The 19,967-nt window shown below is 67.2% G+C and carries 19 protein-coding genes and 1 riboswitch; of the genes, 4 read left to right on the forward strand and 15 right to left on the reverse strand.

What is annotated here, in order from left to right; all coding sequences use genetic code 11:
* Positions 1-101: 101 nt before the first annotated feature.
* From ACK4FJ_RS07670 to cobA, 4 genes are all read right to left on the reverse strand, one after another.
* Positions 102-914, reverse strand: a complete 813-nt coding sequence (locus ACK4FJ_RS07670) for a GAF domain-containing protein (RefSeq protein WP_409765261.1) — start codon at positions 912-914, stop codon at positions 102-104.
* Entirely contained in the window at positions 911-1,384 is a 474-nt protein-coding gene (locus ACK4FJ_RS07675) for a hypothetical protein (protein ID WP_409765262.1), read from the reverse strand. The genes ACK4FJ_RS07670 and ACK4FJ_RS07675 overlap by 4 nt, the downstream gene beginning before the upstream one ends.
* Before the next feature lie 110 nt (positions 1,385-1,494).
* Entirely contained in the window at positions 1,495-2,823 is a 1,329-nt protein-coding gene (locus ACK4FJ_RS07680; protein ID WP_409765263.1) for a cobyrinate a,c-diamide synthase, read from the reverse strand.
* Positions 2,805-3,620, reverse strand: coding sequence for a uroporphyrinogen-III C-methyltransferase (gene cobA / locus ACK4FJ_RS07685; RefSeq protein WP_409765264.1), 816 nt, complete (start codon positions 3,618-3,620; stop codon positions 2,805-2,807). Before cobA ends, ACK4FJ_RS07680 begins: the two co-directional genes overlap by 19 nt.
* An 88-nt stretch (positions 3,621-3,708) precedes the next feature.
* Between cobA and ACK4FJ_RS07690 the strand changes: the two genes are divergently transcribed.
* On the forward strand, positions 3,709-4,803 hold the full coding sequence (locus tag ACK4FJ_RS07690) for a cobalt-precorrin-5B (C(1))-methyltransferase (RefSeq protein ID WP_409765529.1): 1,095 nt from the start codon (positions 3,709-3,711) through the stop codon (positions 4,801-4,803).
* Positions 4,803-5,576 carry a cobalt-precorrin-6A reductase gene (locus tag ACK4FJ_RS07695; RefSeq protein WP_409765265.1) on the forward strand — a complete coding sequence of 258 codons (774 nt, stop codon included), beginning with the start codon at positions 4,803-4,805 and terminating at the stop codon, positions 5,574-5,576. The genes ACK4FJ_RS07690 and ACK4FJ_RS07695 overlap by 1 nt, the downstream gene beginning before the upstream one ends.
* A gap of 3 nt (positions 5,577-5,579) precedes the next feature.
* Here the strand turns inward: ACK4FJ_RS07695 and ACK4FJ_RS07700 are convergent, their stop codons facing one another.
* The 10 genes from ACK4FJ_RS07700 to cobW are packed head-to-tail and all read right to left on the reverse strand — an operon-like array spanning position 5,580 to position 17,641.
* On the reverse strand, positions 5,580-5,996 hold the full coding sequence (locus ACK4FJ_RS07700) for a protease inhibitor I42 family protein (protein ID WP_409765266.1): 417 nt from the start codon (positions 5,994-5,996) through the stop codon (positions 5,580-5,582).
* A gap of 8 nt (positions 5,997-6,004) precedes the next feature.
* Positions 6,005-6,793, reverse strand: a complete 789-nt coding sequence (cobM, locus tag ACK4FJ_RS07705; protein WP_409765267.1) for a precorrin-4 C(11)-methyltransferase — start codon at positions 6,791-6,793, stop codon at positions 6,005-6,007.
* The gene (cobJ, locus tag ACK4FJ_RS07710) at positions 6,790-8,592 is read right to left on the reverse strand and encodes a precorrin-3B C(17)-methyltransferase (RefSeq protein ID WP_409765268.1); all 1,803 of its coding nucleotides are present in this window, start codon (positions 8,590-8,592) and stop codon (positions 6,790-6,792) included. The genes cobM and cobJ overlap by 4 nt, the downstream gene beginning before the upstream one ends.
* Positions 8,589-9,308, reverse strand: a complete 720-nt coding sequence (gene cobI / locus ACK4FJ_RS07715) for a precorrin-2 C(20)-methyltransferase (RefSeq protein ID WP_409765269.1) — start codon at positions 9,306-9,308, stop codon at positions 8,589-8,591. The genes cobJ and cobI overlap by 4 nt, the downstream gene beginning before the upstream one ends.
* Positions 9,305-10,507, reverse strand: a complete 1,203-nt coding sequence (gene cbiE / locus ACK4FJ_RS07720; RefSeq protein ID WP_409765270.1) for a precorrin-6y C5,15-methyltransferase (decarboxylating) subunit CbiE — start codon at positions 10,505-10,507, stop codon at positions 9,305-9,307. Before cbiE ends, cobI begins: the two co-directional genes overlap by 4 nt.
* Positions 10,504-11,172, reverse strand: a complete 669-nt coding sequence (locus ACK4FJ_RS07725) for a precorrin-8X methylmutase (RefSeq protein ID WP_409765271.1) — start codon at positions 11,170-11,172, stop codon at positions 10,504-10,506. Before ACK4FJ_RS07725 ends, cbiE begins: the two co-directional genes overlap by 4 nt.
* Complete coding sequence (locus ACK4FJ_RS07730; RefSeq protein WP_409765272.1) at positions 11,172-12,158, reverse strand: sirohydrochlorin chelatase; 987 nt, start codon at positions 12,156-12,158, stop codon at positions 11,172-11,174. The genes ACK4FJ_RS07725 and ACK4FJ_RS07730 overlap by 1 nt, the downstream gene beginning before the upstream one ends.
* Positions 12,159-12,173: 15 nt before the next feature.
* Positions 12,174-12,818, reverse strand: coding sequence for a cob(I)yrinic acid a,c-diamide adenosyltransferase (gene cobO, locus ACK4FJ_RS07735; protein WP_409765273.1), 645 nt, complete (start codon positions 12,816-12,818; stop codon positions 12,174-12,176).
* The gene (cobN, locus tag ACK4FJ_RS07740) at positions 12,815-16,573 is read right to left on the reverse strand and encodes a cobaltochelatase subunit CobN (protein WP_409765274.1); all 3,759 of its coding nucleotides are present in this window, start codon (positions 16,571-16,573) and stop codon (positions 12,815-12,817) included. The genes cobO and cobN overlap by 4 nt, the downstream gene beginning before the upstream one ends.
* 27 nt (positions 16,574-16,600) lie before the next feature.
* Positions 16,601-17,641 (reverse strand): cobalamin biosynthesis protein CobW, encoded by a 1,041-nt coding sequence (gene cobW, locus ACK4FJ_RS07745; RefSeq protein WP_409765275.1) that lies wholly within the window; start codon positions 17,639-17,641, stop codon positions 16,601-16,603.
* Positions 17,642-17,754: 113 nt separating this feature from the next.
* Positions 17,755-17,986: riboswitch (cobalamin riboswitch) on the reverse strand.
* A 123-nt stretch (positions 17,987-18,109) separates the two neighbouring features.
* Here cobW and ACK4FJ_RS07750 point away from each other — a divergent pair.
* Positions 18,110-18,703, forward strand: a complete 594-nt coding sequence (locus ACK4FJ_RS07750) for a HupE/UreJ family protein (RefSeq protein WP_409765276.1) — start codon at positions 18,110-18,112, stop codon at positions 18,701-18,703.
* Positions 18,693-19,454: a sulfite exporter TauE/SafE family protein gene (locus ACK4FJ_RS07755; RefSeq protein WP_409765277.1), complete on the forward strand. Its 762-nt coding sequence runs from the start codon at positions 18,693-18,695 to the stop codon at positions 19,452-19,454. Before ACK4FJ_RS07750 ends, ACK4FJ_RS07755 begins: the two co-directional genes overlap by 11 nt.
* Before the next feature lie 4 nt (positions 19,455-19,458).
* Here the strand turns inward: ACK4FJ_RS07755 and ACK4FJ_RS07760 are convergent, their stop codons facing one another.
* Positions 19,459-19,953, reverse strand: coding sequence for a hypothetical protein (locus tag ACK4FJ_RS07760; RefSeq protein WP_409765278.1), 495 nt, complete (start codon positions 19,951-19,953; stop codon positions 19,459-19,461).
* Positions 19,954-19,967: the final 14 nt, after the last annotated feature.

A 19,967-nucleotide genomic window follows, 5' to 3' on the forward strand; every position in this document is an offset into this window, starting at 1 on the left:
GCGCAAAGCGGCAAAGGAATGGTTAACCCACACAACGCAGCCGCGAATCGGGCCGCCATGGCCGGATCGTAGCAGCCGCCTGCCGGCGTGCAACGCCGAGGCTAAAGTCCGTCGGGCGCGGTGGTCAGGATATAGCCTTCGGGATCGCGGTAAACTGCCAACCTTGCGTCGCGGTCATTGAAGGTCAGCACGGCCATGTCCGATCCGTTGCGCGCCATGGCGGCCGGCGGCCACTGGCCGAGGTCCAGCGCCTGCTCAACGGGGCCGCCAACCTCAGGAGGCCGCAGGCAGAGCGCGGCGAAGGCTTCGTTGAAGACCTCAAGCCGGCCTTCCGCATCCGCCAGGGCCAGGGGCGCCGGGCTGGCCAGAACCAGCAGGCGGCTGCGGTCGGCCTCGCGGCGCGCGCGGTCGAAATTGCTGCGCAGGGCGCGCAGAGTGATCGCCGAAAGCGCCAACATGGCGAGCTTGGCCAGCAAATCCTGTTGCCCGGCGTCGAAATCGTGGCGTGGCTCTGGGCCCAGGATGCAGACTGTGCCGATGGTATAGCCGCTGGGTAGCAGGATCGGCGCGCCGGCATAAAATCGGATGAAGGGTGTGCCGAGCACCAGAGGGTTGTCGTGGAAGCGTTCATCCAGCGATGCGTCGGGCACCACCATTACGTCGTGCTGCAGGATGGCATGACCGCAAAAGGAATGCGCACGCGGCGTTTCGGTTGCATCCAGTCCGGCGCGAGCCTTGAACCACTGGCGGTGGCTGTCGACCAGGGTGACGAGGCAGGTCGGCACGGCGAACATGGCGCGGCCGAGTTGCACCACGGCATCGAAATCCGGTTCCGGCGGTGTATCCAGCAGCGGCAGCATGCGCAGCGCCGCCAGGCGGTAGTCTTCGTCTTCGGGGATTGCTGGCTCTATCATGCAAACGCCCTTTTCCAGTCGATGCCGGCCAGATCGTAGACGGCGTGTATGATGCAGACCCGCAAGCGGCTATCGCAGAATGGCAGCAGCAGCATTTCATAATCGGATGTCTCGTTCCCACCACGTGTATGGCTGCGTCTTGCTTCCGGCTGCCGGCTGCTGGCAATGCGGTGGAAGGGGCCGGTCAGGGCGGCGCGCAGCACCGGCGAGGCCAGATCGCTGAAATGCATGCCGCTGCGGCAGGACGGCAACACGCCGTTCAGCCCATCGCCCACATGCTTGAACAGCGGGCCGCTTTCGGCCGGCAGGATCACCGTCGCGCTATGCCGTTGGGCGGCCTCCACCGCCTCGGCACGAGCGAAGCCGTTATAGTCGCCCACGGCTGGCATCAGGTTATGGGCTCGGAAATGGATCCAGTCGCGATGCAGATGGCGCAGCCGGGGCGAAAGTATGTCGATCCAGTTGATCATGCCGGCGGTTTGATCGTTTCCCGTTTGCTTTTTTTGCTAGTCTAGGACAGATGCGGCCCGGGATTGCCGTAAGATAATACCGCAACCTTGAGCCTGCGGCGTTCGCGCGCTCAATCCTCGCGGTCGATCAGGTGTAGGTAACTGCCGAACACTTTGCCCTGGTGGCAGCCGGTCGGACCAAGCGCGGCGCCGGCGGCATCCGTGGTGCTGAACAAGGCCTGTGTCTGGTCTTCGCCGCCGGTCTGGACGGAATAATGGAATTCATGGCCACGAAACCGCTGGCCCGCCGGACCCAGCATCGTATCGGCCAGACTGGTGATGCGGCGATATCCCAGATGGCGCTTGCGTTCGGCAAAACTGGTCTCAATGGGCAGCAGGCCGGCCATGGCATGCTTGTGGCCATCGGCATCGGTCAGGCCGCGACCCAGCAGCATGAAGCCGCCGCATTCGCCATAGATGGTCGCGCCGCGATCCGCTGCCGCGCGCAGGCCCTGCAGCAGGCCAGCATTGCCGGCCAGTTTTGCCGCATGCAGTTCGGGATAGCCGCCGGGCAGGAACACCGCGTCGCAATCCAGCATTGGTGCTTCGTCGGCCAGCGGCGAAAAGAAGCTGAGATTCGCGCCCTGGGCCTGCCAGCCCTGCAGCAGATGCGGATAGGCGAAGGCAAAGGCCGCATCGCGCGCAACTGCAATATGCTGGCCCAGCGGCGGCAGAGGCGCCAGCGTCGCCGGCCGGCTGACCTGCAGGGGCTGCAGCAATTGCTCCAGCGCCGCGCGATCCAGATGCAGATGCAGCCAGTCGGCCGCACGGTCGAGAAAAAAATCGAGGCCGTCGCGTTCCTCGGCCTGCACCAGGCCCAGATGCCGGCTCGGCATCGTCAGATCGCCTTCCGGCGGCAGGGCGGCCAGCACCGGCAGGCCAAGCGGCGCCAGGGCATTGCGCAACAGCATCTCGTGTTTGGGCGACGACACGCGGTTGAGGATCACGCCGGCCAGCACGACATCGGCGCGGAAACTGCGGAAACCATGCACCAGCGCCGCAATGGATTGGCTCTGGCGCGCGGCATCGATCACCAGCACCACCGGCAGGTCCAGTTTTGCCGTCAGGTCGGCGGTGCTGCCTTCGCTGCTGACGGCGCCATCGAACAGCCCCATCACGCCTTCGATCACCACGATCTCGGCGCCGGCGCTGCCGTAATCGAGCACGCCGGCCAGGGTCGCGGGCCGCATGGCGAAAAGATCGAGATTGTAGCAGGGCCGCCCAGCGCTGGCGGCGCGATGGAAGGCGCCGTCGATGTAATCCGGTCCGGTCTTGAAGGGTGCGACGATGCGGCCTTCGCGGGCCAGCAGGCGAAGCAGCGCGAGCGTCACGGTGGTCTTGCCGCTGGCCGAGGCCGGCGCGGCGATCACCAGGCCGCGGGTCAGATGGCGATTGGGCATGGCGGCGCGAGCCTGGCCTGCAGGTCGCTGCTGCCGAACAGCGCATGCAGGTCGACCACCTCGCCCACCACCAGCAGGGCCGGCGGCTCGACCCTTGCCGTCTCGGCATCGGCCACGATGCGGTCCAGGTTGCTGCGCAGCACGCGCATCTCCGGCAGGGTCGCGTGGCTGACCAGCGCGGCGGGGCGTTCGCCCGCCAGTCCGGCATGGCGCAGCTTCGACACCAGGATGTCGAGATGCTTGATCGCCATATAGATCACCAGCACCGGCGAGGCGCGCACCATGGCGGCCCAGTCGACGCTGTCGGGCACCTCGCCGCTGGCGTTATGGCCGGTGAGGAAGGTGACGCAGGAATTGGTGTCGCGATGGGTGAGCGGGATGCCGGCATAAGCCAGGCCGCCTACGCCGGCCGAGATGCCGGGGATGACGCGGAAGGGAATGCCTGCTTCGCGTAAGGAGAGCGCCTCTTCCGCGCCGCGGCCGAAGACGAAGGGATCGCCGCCCTTCAGGCGCAAGACGCGCTTGCCCTGCTGCGCCAGTTCGACCAGGCGCAGGCTGATATCGCGCTGCTTGGGCGAAGGCTTGCCGCCGCGTTTGCCGGCATATTCCAGCAGCGCGCCGGGGCGGGCGCAGGCCAGGATCGCCTCGCCCACCAGGGCGTCGTAAATCACGACATCGGCCTGGTTCAGGGCGTTCACCGCATGCAGGGTCAACAGGCCCGGATCGCCGGGGCCGGCGCCGGTCAGCCAGACCCAGCCGGGGGGGAAAACCGGCATCTGCAGAGATGGCAATTGCATGGCGGCAAGGTACACCGGCCGCGCCCCAGTGTATACTTTGGCCCCCATGACCCAGGCTGCCGAGATGCCCACCGAAACGCCGGCCGAAATGCCTGCCGAACCCGCCTCCGCCCTGCGCCGGGGCTGGACGACGGGCGCCTGCGCCACGGCGGCAACCACGGCGGCCTATCAGGCATTGCTCACCGGCGCTTTCCCCGATCCGGTCGCCATCACGCTGCCGAAGGGCGAGACGCCCAGTTTTGCGCTGGCACGCGAGGCACTGGGACCGGATTGGGCCGAGGCCGGCATCGTCAAGGATGCCGGCGACGATCCCGACGTGACGCATCAGGCGCTGATCCTCGCCCGCGTGCGCCGCGCCGCGCCGGGCAGCGGCATCGTGTTCCGTGCCGGCGAAGGCGTGGGCATGGTCACGCGCGCCGGCCTGCCGATTCCGCCGGGTGAACCGGCAATCAACCCGGTGCCGCGCCGGATGATGAGCGAAGCTGTGCAAGTGCTGGCCGCGCGGCATGGCGAAGCGCCGGATGTCGAGATCGAGATCGCCGTGCCGGGCGGCGCGGAGCTGGCGAAGCAGACCTGGAATCCGCGCCTGGGCATCGTGGGCGGTTTGAGCATCCTGGGAACCACCGGCATCGTCGTGCCGTTTTCCTGTTCGGCATGGATTCATTCGATCCATCGCGGTGTTGATGTGGCGGTTGCCGCAGGGCTGGATCATGTCGCCGGCTGCACCGGCTCAAGCTCGGAGGCTGCCGTGCAGGCGCTCTACGATCTGCCCGAAATCGCTCTGCTCGACATGGGCGACTTCGCCGGTGCGCTGCTGAAATACCTGCGCCAGCATCCGCTGCCGCGCCTGACCATCGGCGGCGGCTTCGCCAAACTGGTGAAACTGGCGCAGGGCCAGATGGACCTGCATTCCGGCCGCAGCCAGGTCGACAAGGCCGCATTGGCGCAATGGCTGAGCGAATGTGGCGGCGATGCCGCGCTGGTCGCGCGCGCGATGGAGGCCAATACCGCGTTGGAAGTCTTGCAGATGGCGCAGAAGGCAGGTCTGCCGCTGGGCGATCATGTGGCCCGGCTGGCGCGTGACGCAGCCGAACGGATCGTGGCGCCGGCGCGTATCGCCATCGACGTGGTGGCGGTGGATCGCGCCGGCGGTATTGTCGGTCGCAGCGGGGAGCAGGCCTGATGGCGCGCAAACGCAACCTGTTGCTGCTGGGCGGCACTGGCGAAGGCCTGCGGCTGGCGCGCGAGCTTGAGCATCATCCGAAAATCCGCTGCATTTCCTCGCTGGCCGGGCGCACCGAGAATCCGGAAAAGCCGCCGGGCGAGTTTCGCATCGGCGGTTTCGGCGGCGTGGCGGGCCTGAGCGAGTATCTGGTGAACGAAAAGATCGACCTGGTGCTGGATGCCACGCATCCTTTTGCGGCCCAGATGGCGCGTCATGCTTTCGAGGCCTGCCAGGCCTTAGGCGTCCCGCGCGCCAAACTGGTGCGGCCACCCTGGGTGCCGTCGCCGGGCGACCGCTGGACCATGATGCCTAGCGTGACGGCGGCGGCGGTGTTCCTGCGCTTTCATCCGGCGCAGCGCATCTTCCTCACGCTCGGCCGGCAGGAGATCGCACCCTTTGTGCCGCTGGGCCGTGAAGACAAGCCGCATGGCAACGGGCGGTGGTTTCTCACTCGGATGATCGATCCACCGGCCGATGGCGTTCCGCTGCCGCCGGGCGATCTGATCCTCGGGCGCGGACCGTTCCGGCCGGAAGACGAACGCACATTGATGCGGCAGCATCGCATCGACCTGCTGGTGACCAAGAATGCCGGCGGCGCGGCGGCCAAGATCGCGGCCGCTGCCGAGCTGCACATTCCGGTGCTGATGATCGAGCGCCCACCCCTGCCGCCGGGCGAGACTTTGGATTCGGTGGGTGCCGCGCTGGCCTGGGCGAATATCAGCGCGGTTTAGGCGTCAGCGGATCTCGAAATTGTAGATCGCTTCGCGCGCCGCCGGGCCGTTCGGCTCAAAAGGCCGACGATAGACGAAATACAGGATGGTCGGCCCGGTGCCGGTGGCGCGGAAATGCCACACTTCCATGCCGCCACGGCCGGGCATCGTACCCTCGGCGATGTAGGACGGTTCCTCGGCCAGGCTCAGCACTTCGACGCCGGGCGCTTCGTTGACCATGCTCCAGCGATAGCCGGTGCTGTGATTGGCGGCGAGGCGGATGCGCAGCTCTTCGCCCTGCATCAGGATGAAGCGGCCGCCCGACTGGGCGAAATCCAGCGTCAGGGGCTCGGGTTTCTCAACGACGGCTTCGGGGGTGTCGGCGCAGGCGGCCAGGAAGCCGCAGAACAGCAGGACGGTGATTGTGCGCCAGGTCGCCATGGTCAGCCTCATCGCTTCGCAGCTTTGGCCTTGGCTTTTTCGCCGGGCCGCAGCACATGCACGTGATTCGGATCGTACAACGCGCTGTCGCTGAAATCAGCAGCCTCGTCCAGCACCCGGCCGACCAGGATCAGGGCCGTGCGGGTGATCTTGGCCGCGCGCACTTTCGCCGCGATATCGGACAGGCAGCCGCGGATGATCTGCTGGTCCGGCCATGTGGCGCGCACCACCACGGCCACAGGACAGTCGGCGCCGTAATGCGGCGTCAGTTCCTCCACCACATGGCGGATGTTGCGGATGGACAGATGAATGGCCAGCGTGGCGCCCGTGCGGCCGAAATTGGCCAAAGCCTCGCCCGCCGGCATGTCGGAGGATTTCATCGCCGTGCGGGTCAGGACCACCGACTGGGCGATGTCGGGCAGAGTCAGTTCGGTCTGCAGGGCAGCAGCGGCGGCGGCGAAGGCCGGCACGCCCGGCGTGATCGTGTAGGGGATATCCAGCTTCTTCAGGCGGCGAATCTGCTCGGCGATGGCGCCATAGAGCGAGGGATCGCCGGAATGCACGCGCGCCACGTCCTGGCCCCTGTCATGCGCAGCCTGGATCTCGGCCATGATCTCGTCCAGGTTCAGCGGCGCGGTATCCACCACGCGCGCGCCTTCCGGCGCCAGCTTCACGACGGCTTCGGGCACCAGCGAACCGGCATAAAGGCAGACCGGGCAGCTTTCGATCAGCTTCGCGCCGCGCAGGGTGATCAGATCGGGGGCACCGGGGCCGGCGCCAATGAAGTGGACGGTCATGGACTGAACTTTTTCTCGTAGCCGCGTGGCGTATAGGCGAAACGGCGGCCATTCTGCAAGACGATGCTGCGGCTGGCGCTGCTGCCCACCAGAACAACGGTCAGCATGTCCACCTGCTCGACATCGAGGTCGCCCAGATTGGTCAGCGTCACCCGTTCACCCTCGCGGCCCAGGTTGCGTGCCAGCACCACGGGCGTCTCGCGCGGGCGATGCTGCAGCAGGATGTCCTTCGCCATGGCCAGCTGGGTGCGGCGGCGCTGCGATACCGGGTTGTAGAAGGCGACGACGAAATCGGCCTCGGCCGCCTTCTTGATGCGCAGCAGGATCATGTCCAGCGGCGTCAGCAGGTCGGACAGCGAGATGGTGCAGAAATCATGGCCCAGCAGCGCACCGGAACGGGCTGCCGCTGCCTGCAAGGCCGAGATGCCGGGCGCGACGCTGATGGCGGCGCGCTGCCAGTCCTTGCGCTGCGGTTCCTGTTCCAGCAGGGCAAAGACCAGCGTCGCCATGGCATAAATGCCGGGATCGCCCGAGCAGACCAGCGCCACGCGTTTGCCCTTTGCAGCCAGCTCAAGGGCGGCGCGCACACGTTTTTCCTCTTCGCCCAGCTCGAAGCGATGCTGCGTCTTGCCGGCCGCCAGTTCTGGGTAAAGATCAAGATACAGGCCGTAACCGACCCAGTCGGTGGCCGCGCTGAGCGCGATGCGCGCTTCCGGGGTCAGCCATGACGCATCGCCCGGTCCGGTGCCCACCACATGCAGTTCGCCGCGCGGCAAGCCGCGCGAGGCGCCATCGAAGGGCGAGGGTGAAAGCGCGATGGCGCAGGTGGCGCGTTCGGATTTCACCTTCGGCACGATCAGTGCGGCTTCCGGCCCGGCGGCGGCCAAAGCCGCGCCTTCCGAGACGCCGTGGCAGCCGACTTCGGCGAACACGGCATCGGAGGGATTGGCCAGCCGCGGCGTCTCGGCCTCCAGCGTGGCGGCATCGAAGACGCGGAAAGGCACGCCCAGCCAGCGCGCCAGTTCCTGCATCGCCGGCTCGTCGGCCTTCAGGTCCAGCGAATAGACACCGGCGATGCTGTCGCGTGCGATGCCATGTTCCGACAATGTGGTCTGCACCAGGCGGATCAGCTCCACCGGCTTTGCATTGCGTTCGCAGCCGACGCCGATGGCGATGTTGCGCGGGTGATAGACCAGATGGTCGGTGCTGCCCTCGACCGCGCGATGCGTGACCTCGATCACCATGCGGCCATCGGCGCTGAGCGGCAGGTTGCTGTCGGCCAGCCAGGGCGCATCGCCCTCGATGCGCACGCCGCCGCCGCGCAGCAGGTTCGCCATCAGGCCCTTGGCATCTTCCGGATTGGCCAGTGTGTAGCCTTCGGGCGGCTCATCGAGGCCCAGGCCGAAAGCAAGGTCGCCGGCGGTGGTGATCGCCGGAATGCCCTGCAGCACGGCCGCAATGCGGCGACTGAGCAGGTTGGCGCCATGATGGCCACCCAGCAAAGGCACGACAGACGAGCCATCGGCCGCCACCGCGATGAGCGGCGGTTCATTATGCTTGTCGGACAGCAGCGGCGCGACCGCGCGGATCAGGATGCCGGCGGCGCAGATGCCGATTACCGGCCGGCCGGCCGCGAATAACTGCGCGATGGTGTCGGTCGCCTTGCCTAACGGCAGGGCATGTACCAGCGCGGCATCGTCGGGGGCGTAGACCTCCCAGGCCGGGAAGGCGGCCATCAGGGCCTGCGCCACGCCGCGCGCGTTGGGAGTAAGCAGCACAAGTGCAGGTTTTCCGCTCATGCGCCGAACTCCATGAAATGCTGGCGGCCTTTGCGGTGTACCACGATCATGGCGAAATAGGGGATGGCCGAAGGGTCGACCTCGGACAGCGGCAGGATGCGCTGCTCGGTCATGGTGGCGCGTTCGATATAGCGGGCGCGATCCGCCAGATGCAGGCGGTTGAGCAGCTCGATCACACGCGGCCCGTGCCGGCCCAGTTTCAGGATTGCGGCGGCATCGGTATGCAGCAGTTTATGCGCGATGGTCTCGTCGTCCAGCGGTGCGGGAATCACGGTCAGCACGTCGTTGCGCGACACCAGCGGATATTGCAGGGCGGCGGCACAGGCGGTGAGCGACGACACGCCGGGCACGATCTCGACCGGGAAATCCTCGCTCAGCCGGCCGAACAGATACATGAACGAACCATAGAGGAAGGGATCGCCTTCGCACAGCACCGCCACGTTGCGGCCCGCTTTGAGATGCGCTGCGAGATCGCCGGTGGCCTGTTCATACACGGCCTGGGCCGGAAACCGCGCCACGCTGAGCGGCATGCGGATGGCCAGCTCTGCCTGCTTGCCGCTTAAATGCGGCGCCACGATGCGGCGGGCCAGGCTGTCGCCCTGCTCGGGCGCGGGATAGGCCACCACATCGGCGGCCTGCAGCAGGCGCAGCGCCTTCAGGGTGATCAGCTCGGGGTCACCCGGTCCGATGCCGAGGCCATACAGGGTACCACTCATTCTTTTGTCACGCTCCACTGCGTCACCGGCATCATGGCATGCCAGCCATGGAAGCGGCCGACCGGCTCGGCGCGATAGACGCTGAAGCGGCCGAGATCACCGCCATAACTCTGGCGCGCCTGCACGACCTTGGCCTCACCTTCCAGCGTCACGACATTGGCGACCAGCCGGCCGCCGGGTTTCAGTATGTCCCAGCAGCGCGCGATCAGGCCGTCTGCCATGATGCCGCCGCCGATGAAAATGGCATCCGGCGCGGGCAGGCCATCCAGCGCCGCCGGCACGCTGCCGGCCACGATTTCCAGATGCGGTACGCCCAGCGCCAGGGCATTCTGCGCAATCATGCCGCGCCGGCCTTCGCGCGCCTCGATGGCGATCGCGCGGTTGCGGCGATCGGCACGCAGCCATTCGATCCCGATCGAACCCGACCCGGCGCCGACATCCCAGAGCAGCTCGCCGGCAAAGGGGGCTAGCTTTGATAACGTGACGGCACGGATTTCGCGTTTGGTGATGTTGCCGTCATGCAGGAACAGGTCGTCATCCAGCCCGGCCAGGCGGCTCAGGCCCGGGCCATCCTGCAGCTGCACCGCAAGGGTGTTGAAATCGGCGCAGGATTCCAGCGTCCAGCCCTTCGCCGCGCCGTCATGCCGGCGTTCCGCCGCGCCGCCCATATGTTCCAGCACGCTGATTTCAGCGCTGCCGAAACCGCGTTTGGTCAGAAAGGCCGCCACCTGTGCCGGCGTCTGGCCATTGTCGGAGAGGATCAGCAGCTTCGCATGGGGCTGCAGATGGAGGCCCAGCAGGTCGAGCGGCCGGCCATGCAGCGTGAGGCAGTCGCAGGCATCCACGGCCCAGCCCATGCGGGCGGCCGCCAGGCTGAAGGCACTGATATGGGGGAAGATGCGCATCTCATCGGCCGGCACGCGTTTGGCCAGTGTCACGCCGATGCCGAACCACATCGGGTCGCCGGTCGCCAGCACGCAGACGCGGCGGCCGCGATAATCGGTAATGCGCTCGACCAGATCGAGCAAAGGCCGCGTCCAGGTCATGCGCGTCTGGTTCGGCAACTCGGGCAACAGGGCCAGATGGCGTTCGCCGCCGATCAGGATCTCCGCATCCTCGGCCAGCGCCCGCGCCGCCGGCGCCAGGCCATTCAGCCCATCCTCGCCGAGGCCGATCACGGAAAGCCAGGGCAGGGTCATGGCGCCACCTTTTCCTTCGCGGGCTCCCAGGCCGCCAGCGCGTTGATCGCAGCCGCTGCCATCGCACTGCCGCCGCGCCGGCCTTTCAGGGTGGCGAAAGCCACGCCCTCGGGTGCGGCGTCGATCAGCGCCTGTTTCGATTCCGCCGCGCCGACGAAACCGACCGGGAAGCCGAGAATGGCGGCCGGTTTCGGCGCGCCTTCATCCAGCAGCAGCTCCAGCAGGCGGAACAGGGCGGTCGGCGCATTGCCGATCACCACCACGGCGCGGGCCAGATGCGGTTGCCACAATTCCACGGCCGCCGCCGAACGGGTGATCTGTTTTGTGCGGCCGATTTCGCGCGCTTCCGGTGTGTTGAGAAAACTCAGCACCGGATTATTCGCCGGCAGGCGCGAGCGGATCACGCCATAAGCCACCATGTCGACATCGCTCAGGATCGGCCGGCCGGCGCGTAGCGCGTCATGCACAGCCAGCGGCAGGTCGGGCGTCCAGACCAGGTCGGGCAGGATGTCGGGCATGGCGCTGGCATGGATCAGGCGCAGGGCCAGTTCGTCGATGCCCGGCGGCAGATGCGACAGGTCCACCTCGTCGCGGATCATCTGGAACGACAGACGATAGATCGCGTCGGGATCGCGCAGGTAATCGTATCTGGATGATCCGGCCATCACTTGGTCAGCGTCTTGGGGCCGAGCGGATGGTCGGCATGGGGATAGGGGTGGTGGCCGTGATTATGGTCGTGGCTGTGCCCATGATCATGCTTTCCGGTGCCGATGCCCTCCACATGGTGGTGGTGGCTTTCCTGTGCCAGGCCGACCTCGTCCTCGAAACCCAGAACCTGCGCACGGTATTTGCACATCTGGCAGTTCATGTTGTTGGTGCCGGCCAGGATTTCCTGCAGCCGGTCCTCGAACACCTCCAGCACCAGCGGATGGTCGTTCAGGTAGCCGGCCTTGACGAATTCGATGCCGGGATGGGCGGCGGCCACGCGGTCGGTATGCTCGTAGATGCGCTCGACCAGGATGCCGGTGAACAGGAAATACGGGAATACGATCACGCGTTTGTAGCCAAGCCTTGCCACATGCTCCAAAGCGGGCTGCACCAGCGGGAAGGTGACGCCGGAATAGGCCGTCTCAGCCCAGCCGAAGCCGAAGCCCTCCCACAGCATGCGCATGACCTTGGCGATGTTCGAATTGGCGTCGGGGTCCGAGGTGCCGCGACCCACCACCACCAAGGCCGTCTCGTGGCGGCCGATATGGTCGCCGGCGGCATTCAATGCCTGCTGCACGCGCTCGCCGGCGGCACGCAGCATCTTCAGGTCGATGCCCAGGTCGCGGCCATACTGTATGCTCACATCCGGATGTTCGGCCTGGTAGCGGTTGAGCACGCTGGGGATGTCGTTCTTGGCATGGCCGGCGGCGAACAGCATGCCGGGCAGGGCCAGGATCTTGGTGTTGCCCTTGGCGCGCAGGGCATCCAGGCCCTCGCGTATGATCGGCGTGGCGAATTCCAGGAAGCCGAAATCAACATCGTATTGCGGCAGGCGGCGTTTCATGTGATCGGCCAGGGCAGTGAATTCCGCCACGGCACGTTCGTCGCGGCTGCCATGGCCGCACAGCATCACGCCGGTCTTCTGGAAGGGGTTCTGGAACATGGGGCTGGACTCTCTTTAGAACTCGATGCCCTTCTGGGCCTTCACGCCGGCCTGGAAGGGATGCTTGATCTCGGTCATCTCGGTCACCAGGTCGGCCGCCTCGATCAGCTCGGACTTGGCGTTGCGGCCGGTCACCACGATATGGAGCATCGGCGGCCGCTGGCGAAGGGTTTCCACCACCTCGGCCAGATCGAGGTAGTCGTAGCGCAGCACGATGTTGAGTTCGTCGAACACCAGCATGTCGTAAGCCGGAGGATTGCTGCGGCAGGCCTCGATCATGCGTTTCGCCTCGGTCCAGGCGGCTTTTGCTGCGGCGATGTCGCGGGCGCGGTCCTGGGTATCCCAGGTGAAGCCTTCGCCCATGGCCTTGATCGTCACCTGCTCGGGGAATTTCTCCAGCACAGGCCGTTCGCCGGTCTGCCACTTGCCCTTCACGAACTGCACGATGCCGACGCGGAAACCGTTGCCGATGGCGCGCATCACCAGGCCGAAGGCGGCGGTGGACTTGCCCTTGCCCTTGCCGGTATGGACCATGAGAAGGCCCTTCTCGATGGTCTTGGTCGCCAGCATGCGGTCGCGCACTTCCTTGCGCTTCTTCGCCTTCTCGTTGGCGCGGGCGTTGACCTCGTCCTCGCTCAGGCCCTGCTCTTTCACTTTCATGCGGCCAGCATCCTTTCCAGCAGGTCGGCGGCGGAATTGGTGCGCGGCCGCCACAGGCCGCGGCGGATCGCCTCCTGGAAGCGTTCTGCGATCTCGCGTGCCGCTGCCGGGTTGTTGTCCTCGATGAAGGCGCGCGTCTCGGCGTCGTTCAGATAGGCATCGTAGAGCGCGTCGAACTGGTGGTCGCGCACCAGGCCGGTGGTGGCGGCGAAGGCAAACAGATAGTCCACCGTGGCGGCGATCTCGAAGGCGCCCTTGTAGCCATGGCGCTTCACGCCGGCGATCCATTTCGGATTGGCGGCGCGGCCGCGCACCACGCGGGCGATCTCTTCCTCCAGCCGGCGGATGCGTGGCGCCTCGGGGCGGGAATGGTCGTTGTGGTAGGCGGTCGGCGCGGTGCCCGAGGCATACTGCACGGCGGCGAAGGCGCCACCCTCGAACTGGTAGTAATCGTCGGAATCGAGCAGGTCGTGTTCGCGGTTGTCCTGGTTCTGCACCACCGCATCGGTGCGTGCCAGGCGGCGGGTGAAGCCGGCATAATCCTCTACGCCCTCGGCTTCCGCGCCATAGGCATAACCGCCCCAGGCAATATAGGCGCGTGCCAGATCGTCGGCGGAGTCCCAGCCACCTTCATCCACCAGGGCCTGCAGGCCGGCGCCGTAGGCTCCGGGCTTGGCGCCGAAAATGCGGTAACCCGCGCTGCGTTTCGCCGCGTCCAGCGCCAGCCCGCCGGCGGTCAGCCGCTGGATCTCGCCGCGCGCATGCATGGCCAGCGGATTGAGGTGATCGGGTTCGTCCAATGCCTGCACGGCGCGGCTGGCGGCATCGAACAGCGCCACCTGAGCCGGGAAGGCATCGCGGAAGAAGCCACTGACCTTCAGCGTGACATCCACGCGCGGGCGGTCGAGCAGATCGAGCGGCACGATCTCGAAACCGGTGACGCGGCCCGATCCGGTTTCCCAGGTGGGGCGTGCGCCGATCAGGGCCAGCGCCTGGGCGATGTCGTCGCCGCCGGTGCGCATGTTGGCGGTGCCCCAGGCATTCAAGAGGATGGCGCGCGGCCATTCGCCGTGGTCCTGGCGGTGGCGCTGCAGCAGCGCGTCGGCCGATTGCCAGCCCAGGGTCCAGGCCGTCGGCGTGGGCAGGCTGCGCGCGTCCAGCGAGAAGAAGTTGCGCCCGGTGGGCAGAACATCGGGCCGGCCACGCGTCGGCGCGCCGCTCGGCCCCGGCGGCACGAAACGGCCATCCATGCCGCGCAGCAGGTTTTCGATCTCGGCATAACCGCAGCGCAATACGGCCGGCCGCAACTCGTAATCCACCGCGTGCAGCACTGCCTGCGTGGCGGTCCAGTGATCCTCGGGCACGCGGCGGTCGGCGATCAGCTGCCGGGCCAGGCATTCCAGCCGCTCCACCGTGTCGCCGAAACTGCGCCAGGGCGTGGCGACCAGGTCGGCCAGCACGGCCGGTTTCGGCCCCGTCCAGTCGGCGGCGTAGTCGATGCCCAACGGGTCGCAGTCCAGTTTGAGATCGGTGGCCAGGGCGCGCAGGATCGATTCGTCGCCCGGCCGGCTGCGGCCGGTGCGTCCGCGCGGCAGGCGCACCAGAGCCACCAGAAGATCGACCAGCTGTTCGCCCTGGGGCTTCACGCCATAGACATGCAGGCCATCGCGGATCTGCAGTTCCTTCAGGTCGCAGAGGTGGTTGTCGAGCTTGAGCAGCGCGCTTTCCGTGGGTTCGCCGGGCTTGATGTCGCAATCGGCATCCAGGCCCAGCCGCCGCGCCTCGTCGATGATGCGCTCGGCCAGCAGCGGCAGGCGGCGGCGATCGAGGCCGGCAGCCTCGTAATATTCGTCGACCAGCTGTTCGAGTGCTGCGAGGTCGCCATAGATTTCCGCCCGCGTCAGCGGCGGCGTCAGGTGATCGAGGATCACGGCGGCGGTGCGGCGCTTGGCCTGGGTGCCTTCGCCGGGATCGTTGACGATGAAGGGATAAAGCTGCGGCAGCGGACCGAACACGGCTTCAGGGAAACAATCCTCGCTGAGTGCCAGCGCCTTGCCGGGCAGCCATTCCAGGTTGCCGTGCTTGCCGCAATGGATCACGGCATCGGCGCCGAAGCTTTCGCGCAGCCAGGCATAGGCGGCGATGTAATTGTGCGGCGGCACCAGGTCGGGATCGTGGTAGCTGCGCGCGGGGTCGATGTTGTACCCGCGTGCCGGCTGGATCATCACCGCCACGTTGCCCAGCGGCAGCACCGGCAGGGCAAAGCCGTCGTCCTGCAGTTGCGGATCGTCTTCCGGTGCACCCCAGCGCGCCGTAACCGCCTCGCGCAACGCTGTCGGCAGGCTGTCGAAGAAACGGCGATACAGCGCCAGCGGATAGCGGGCACGCACGCGGCGGGCCGAGGTCTGGCTGAAATCGTTGGTGACGCCCTCGGTCAGCGCGGCGATCAGGCGGTTGCCGCTGACCGGCAGGGCATTCAATTCATACCCGGCATCCTTCATAGCGCGCAGGATCTGCACCACGCTCTGCGGCGTATCGAGGCCGACGCCATTGCCGATCCGGCCGTCGCGGTTCGGGTAATTGGCCAGCACGATGGCGATGCGGCGCTCGGCCGGCGCCAGGCGCGCCAGCCGCGACCAGGCGGCGGCGAGCTTTGCGGTGAAGGCGCAGCGGCCTGCATCGGGCACCAGCCGCACGATGCTGCATTCCGTGCGTTGGTCGAACACGGCTTCGGCCTTGAAGGCGACGGCGCGGGTCAGGATGCGGCCGTCGATCTCGGGCAGCGCGACGGCGATGGCGAGGTCACGCGCGTTCAGGCCGCGCGTGCCGTCCTGCCACAGCTCGCGCGGGCTGGAGGCGAAAACCACCTGCAGCACCGGGCAGTCGCTCTGGCCCAGCGGGTCTTCGCTGCCGCCTTCGCCACGCGGGTTGCCGATGGCGAAGCTGGTGGCGTTCAGGATCACGTCGGGCAGGGCCTGTTCGATCAGCGTCGAGGCCATGTCGGCAGACAGGCGGTCCTTCAGGCTGGTGACGTAGATCGGCAGCGGACTCATGCCTTCCGCCGCCAGAGCTTCGATCAGTGCGTCCACGGCGGCGATGTCGCCGGCCTGCAGCAGGGCGCGATAGAACACGATGGCGGCCACCGGCTGGGCCGCGCATTTATGGTCGGCCCAGATCCGGCGCAGGGTGTTGAGATCGGGTTCGGCATGGCCCGGCCAGTAGAGTCCAGCGGCCGGCAGGGGCCGCGCCGGCAACGGGTCTTCGTCGCGGCCGATCAGGGCCGCGGCGCAACGCAGCATCTGGCCCAGATTGTCGATGCCGCCTTCGCGGAAATAACCGAACAGGGTGGTGCGGGTATCGTCGTCCAGCGTGGAGAAACCATCCAGCGCCGGATCCGGCTGGCGGTCGCCGGGCAGGAAGGCCAGCGCGATGCCCCGGGCGCGGCAGACATCGCTCAGGCGCTCCACCCCATAGGTCCAGTAGCTCTGGCCGCCCAACAGCCGCACGATCACCAGCCGCGCCTTCGCGATCACCTGTTCGACATAGAGGTCGACGGCATAGGGATGGCTGAGCTGCAGCAGGTTGGCCAGCCGCAGGCTGGGGAAGTCTTCCGGCAGGGCGGCGCAGGCCGCGCTCAGGGCCGCCAGTTCGGAATCGGCAGCGCTCAACACCACGATGTCGCCGGGCGATTGCCGCAGATCGACGGGAGACTCCGTCGCCGCCGCGCCACCCGGTATGGCATTGAGCAGATGCAAGCCGGCTTCCCCCTTCAGCCGTCCGCGTCAGGCCGCCAGCGCGGCGCGGATTGCGGCTTCGTCCAGTCCGGCGCGACCGATCACAACCAAACGGGTCGCGCGATACTCGCCGCTCTGCCAGTCGCGGTCGTAATAATGCTGCAGCCGGGCACCCACACCCTGCAGCACCAGCCGCATGCCCTTGCCCGCCACGGCGACAAAGCCCTTGATGCGCAGGATGTCGTGTTCGGCGATCAGCGGATCGAGCCGCGCCAGCAACGCTTCCGGCGCCGGCTGTTCGGGCAGGGTGACGGCAAAGCTGGCGAAATCCTCGTGGTCGTGGTCTTCTTCGTCGTCGTGATGGGACTTGCGCGCCGCGATGTCGTCTTCGGCGGCGGCGGCCAGCCCCAGCAGGATGTCGGCGGCCACCTCGCCCTGGCGCACGGGCACGGTCTTCACGCCCGGCCGCAGATGCGCCGCCAATTCGGCCTGCACGCGCGGCAGGTCGTCCTGCGCCAGCAGATCGGTCTTGGTCAGCAGCACCAGATCGGCACAACCGAGCTGGTCCTCGAACAATTCCTCCAGCGGATTGTCATGATCCAGGTTGGGGTCGGCCGCACGCTGGGCAGCCAGCGCCGCCTCGTCATCGGCGAAGCGGCCGGCCGCGACGGCGGCGGCATCCACCAGGGTGATCACGCCGTCCACCGTGGCCCGCGTCTTCACGCCTGGCCAGGCGAAGGCCTGCACCAGCGGCTTGGGCAGCGCGAGGCCGGATGTCTCGATCACGATATGCGAGGGTGGATTCGGCCGTTCCAGCAGTTTCTGCAGGGTGGGCAGGAAGTCGTCGGCGACGGTGCAGCACAGGCAGCCATTGGCCAGTTCGACGATGTCTTCCTCGCCGCAATCGGGCGCGCCGCAGCTTTTCAGCAGGTCGCCATCGATGCCCACTTCGCCGAATTCGTTCACGATCAGCGCGATGCGCCGGCCATCGGCATTCTGGATCAGATTGCGGATCAGCGTGGTTTTGCCGGCGCCGAGAAAGCCGGTGACGATGGTGGCCGGGATTTTTGTCGCGGTACTCTTCTGCATGGGTTCAAGCGTCCTGATCGCGTGACGCCGTCGCGGAACAGGAATGCCGGTCCGCCGCTGCGAGGGGGCAGGATGGCACAACCCGGGCGCCGGCACACCCCGTCCGACGGTTCCGCTTCGACCAAAGCGATGGCAGGTCTCCGGGCTCGCGGGTCGATGCGGATCGCGCGCCTTCCCGGACGGCATGACATTCTGTCCAGTGGCCTGATGCGCGCCGCTCACCGCCTACCGTAGCGGGGGCTGCCGCGGTTTTGGGCATCTGCCTTCCGGCCGGCCCGCACCGCATTCCCTTTTCATCGCCGCGCGACGCAAGCCGCCCGGCGAACCATCGCGGCGGACCGTAAGGCCCCGGTTCCGCCTTGTCAAATTGCGCCGCAAGACCGTGTACGGTCTCTCGGCCTTGTCAAATCCGGCCTGCTTGGGCACAAAGGGGGCGGGTGGGTCGCAACTGCGCCAAGAGGGTATCCGATGTCGTTTCACCGCACGCTGACCATGTCTGCCATGATGATCCTGGCCGCAGGCACCGCTTTTGCCCATCCGGGTCATCCGGGTGGCGAGGAGGTCGTCCTCGGTTTCGCCGGCGGCTTCGCGCATCCCTTCGGCGGTCTCGACCATCTGCTGGCGATGGTGGCGGTCGGCCTCTGGGCGATCCAGCATGGCGGCCGCGCCCTGTGGCTGCTGCCGCTGTCCTTCGTGTTGCCCATGGCCGGCGGTTTCGCCCTGGCGCTGGCTGGCGTCATGCTGCCCGGTGTCGAGGCCGGCATCGCGCTCTCCGTTCTGGTCCTGGGTCTGGCCGTTGCCTTCGCGGCGCGGCCGCCGCTGGCTGCCGCCATGGCGGTCACGGCCGTCTTCGCCCTGCTGCATGGTCATGCCCATGGTACAGAGATGGGCGATGCCTCACAGGCCGCGCTGTATGCCGGCGGCATGGTGCTGGCCACCGCCCTACTGCATACCGGCGGCCTGGTCGCCGCGCGCCTGGCCCAGCGGTTCGCCCTGCCGGCGCTGACGCGCGCCGCCGGCGCCGCCGTGGCGCTGGCCGGCATCGTCATCCTTGTCGGCTGAGGTTTTTCTCGCCCTCATCGCGGAGCCGCGTTACTGGGTCGTGATCGGCGCTGCGGCGCTGGCCGGCTTCGTGCGCGGCTTTTCCGGTTTCGGCGGCGCCATGATGTTCATGCCGGTGGCCGGCCTGCTTTATGAACCCAAACTCGCCGCCATCTGGCTGCTGATCGCCGATGACGTGGCCGCCCTGCCGATGCTGCCCGATGCGCTGCGGCGCTGTGTGTGGCGCGAGGTGCTGCCGCTCGGCCTGGCCGCCGTCGCCGCCATTCCTTTCGGCGTCGCGCTGCTGGTGGTCGCCGATCCCGATGCGATGCGCTGGGCGATCTGCGGCCTGATCCTGCTGGCTGTCCTGCTGATGAGTGCAGGCTGGCGCTACCGCCGGCGGCTGTCGCTGCCAGCCACTTTGGGCACCGGCGCACTGGCGGGATTGAGCGGCGGCGCCGCCGCGCTGCCCGGACCGCCGGTGGTTCTGCTGTGGCTGGGCGGCCAGGCTTCCGCCGCCACGGTACGCGCGAATCTGGTGGTGTTCTTCGGCCTCACGGCCATCGCAACCGCGCTGTCCTACTGGTGGAACGGACTCTTCACGGCGGAAAACCTGCTCACGGCATTGCCGCTCATTCCGGCCTATCTGCTGCCATTGCGCTGGGGCAGCCGGCTGTTCGCCCGCGCCGATGAAAAACAGTTCCGCCACGCCGCGCTTGCGCTCTGCGCGTTTGCTGCGCTCAGCGGCCTGCCATTGTGGAAGATGCTGTAGGGTCTTAAGTCGTCTTGTGCCGCTCGATGGCCTGGCGCAGGACAGCGAGCAGTTCCTGCTCCAGCTTGCCGCCCTGGCCCTCGATGCGCTGGCCCAGCACAACATACAGTGCATCGATCTGGGCGGCGATGATATCGAGCTGCAGCGGCGTGGGCTGTTCGATGCCCTTGACGAAATCGTTCAGCGATTTGGCGAATTCGGTCAGCAGCGGATAGTTGAACATGCCGCCCGCGCCCTTGATCTCCAGCGAGAGCATGCGGATCGCCCGCATGCCGCGGTCGGTCTGTTGGCCAAGCGCCACGTCTTCCAGCGCCGCGCGCAGCTGCTTCAGCTTGTCCGATACATCGAGGCTGAGCGCATCCCTGGCCTTTTCCACCACCGTTTCCAGGCGGCGCAGTTCGGCCGGCTCCAGCTTGAGGCGGAAGCCCTTGCTGAAATTCACCGCCTTGCGGCGGAGGTCCTGCTGGGGCGGCAGGAATTCCGGTTTTTTTCTGGCCATCTGGGGAATGCTAT

This window comes from Ferrovibrio sp. (assembly GCF_046297595.1).
Lineage (GTDB): Bacteria > Pseudomonadota > Alphaproteobacteria > Ferrovibrionales > Ferrovibrionaceae > Ferrovibrio.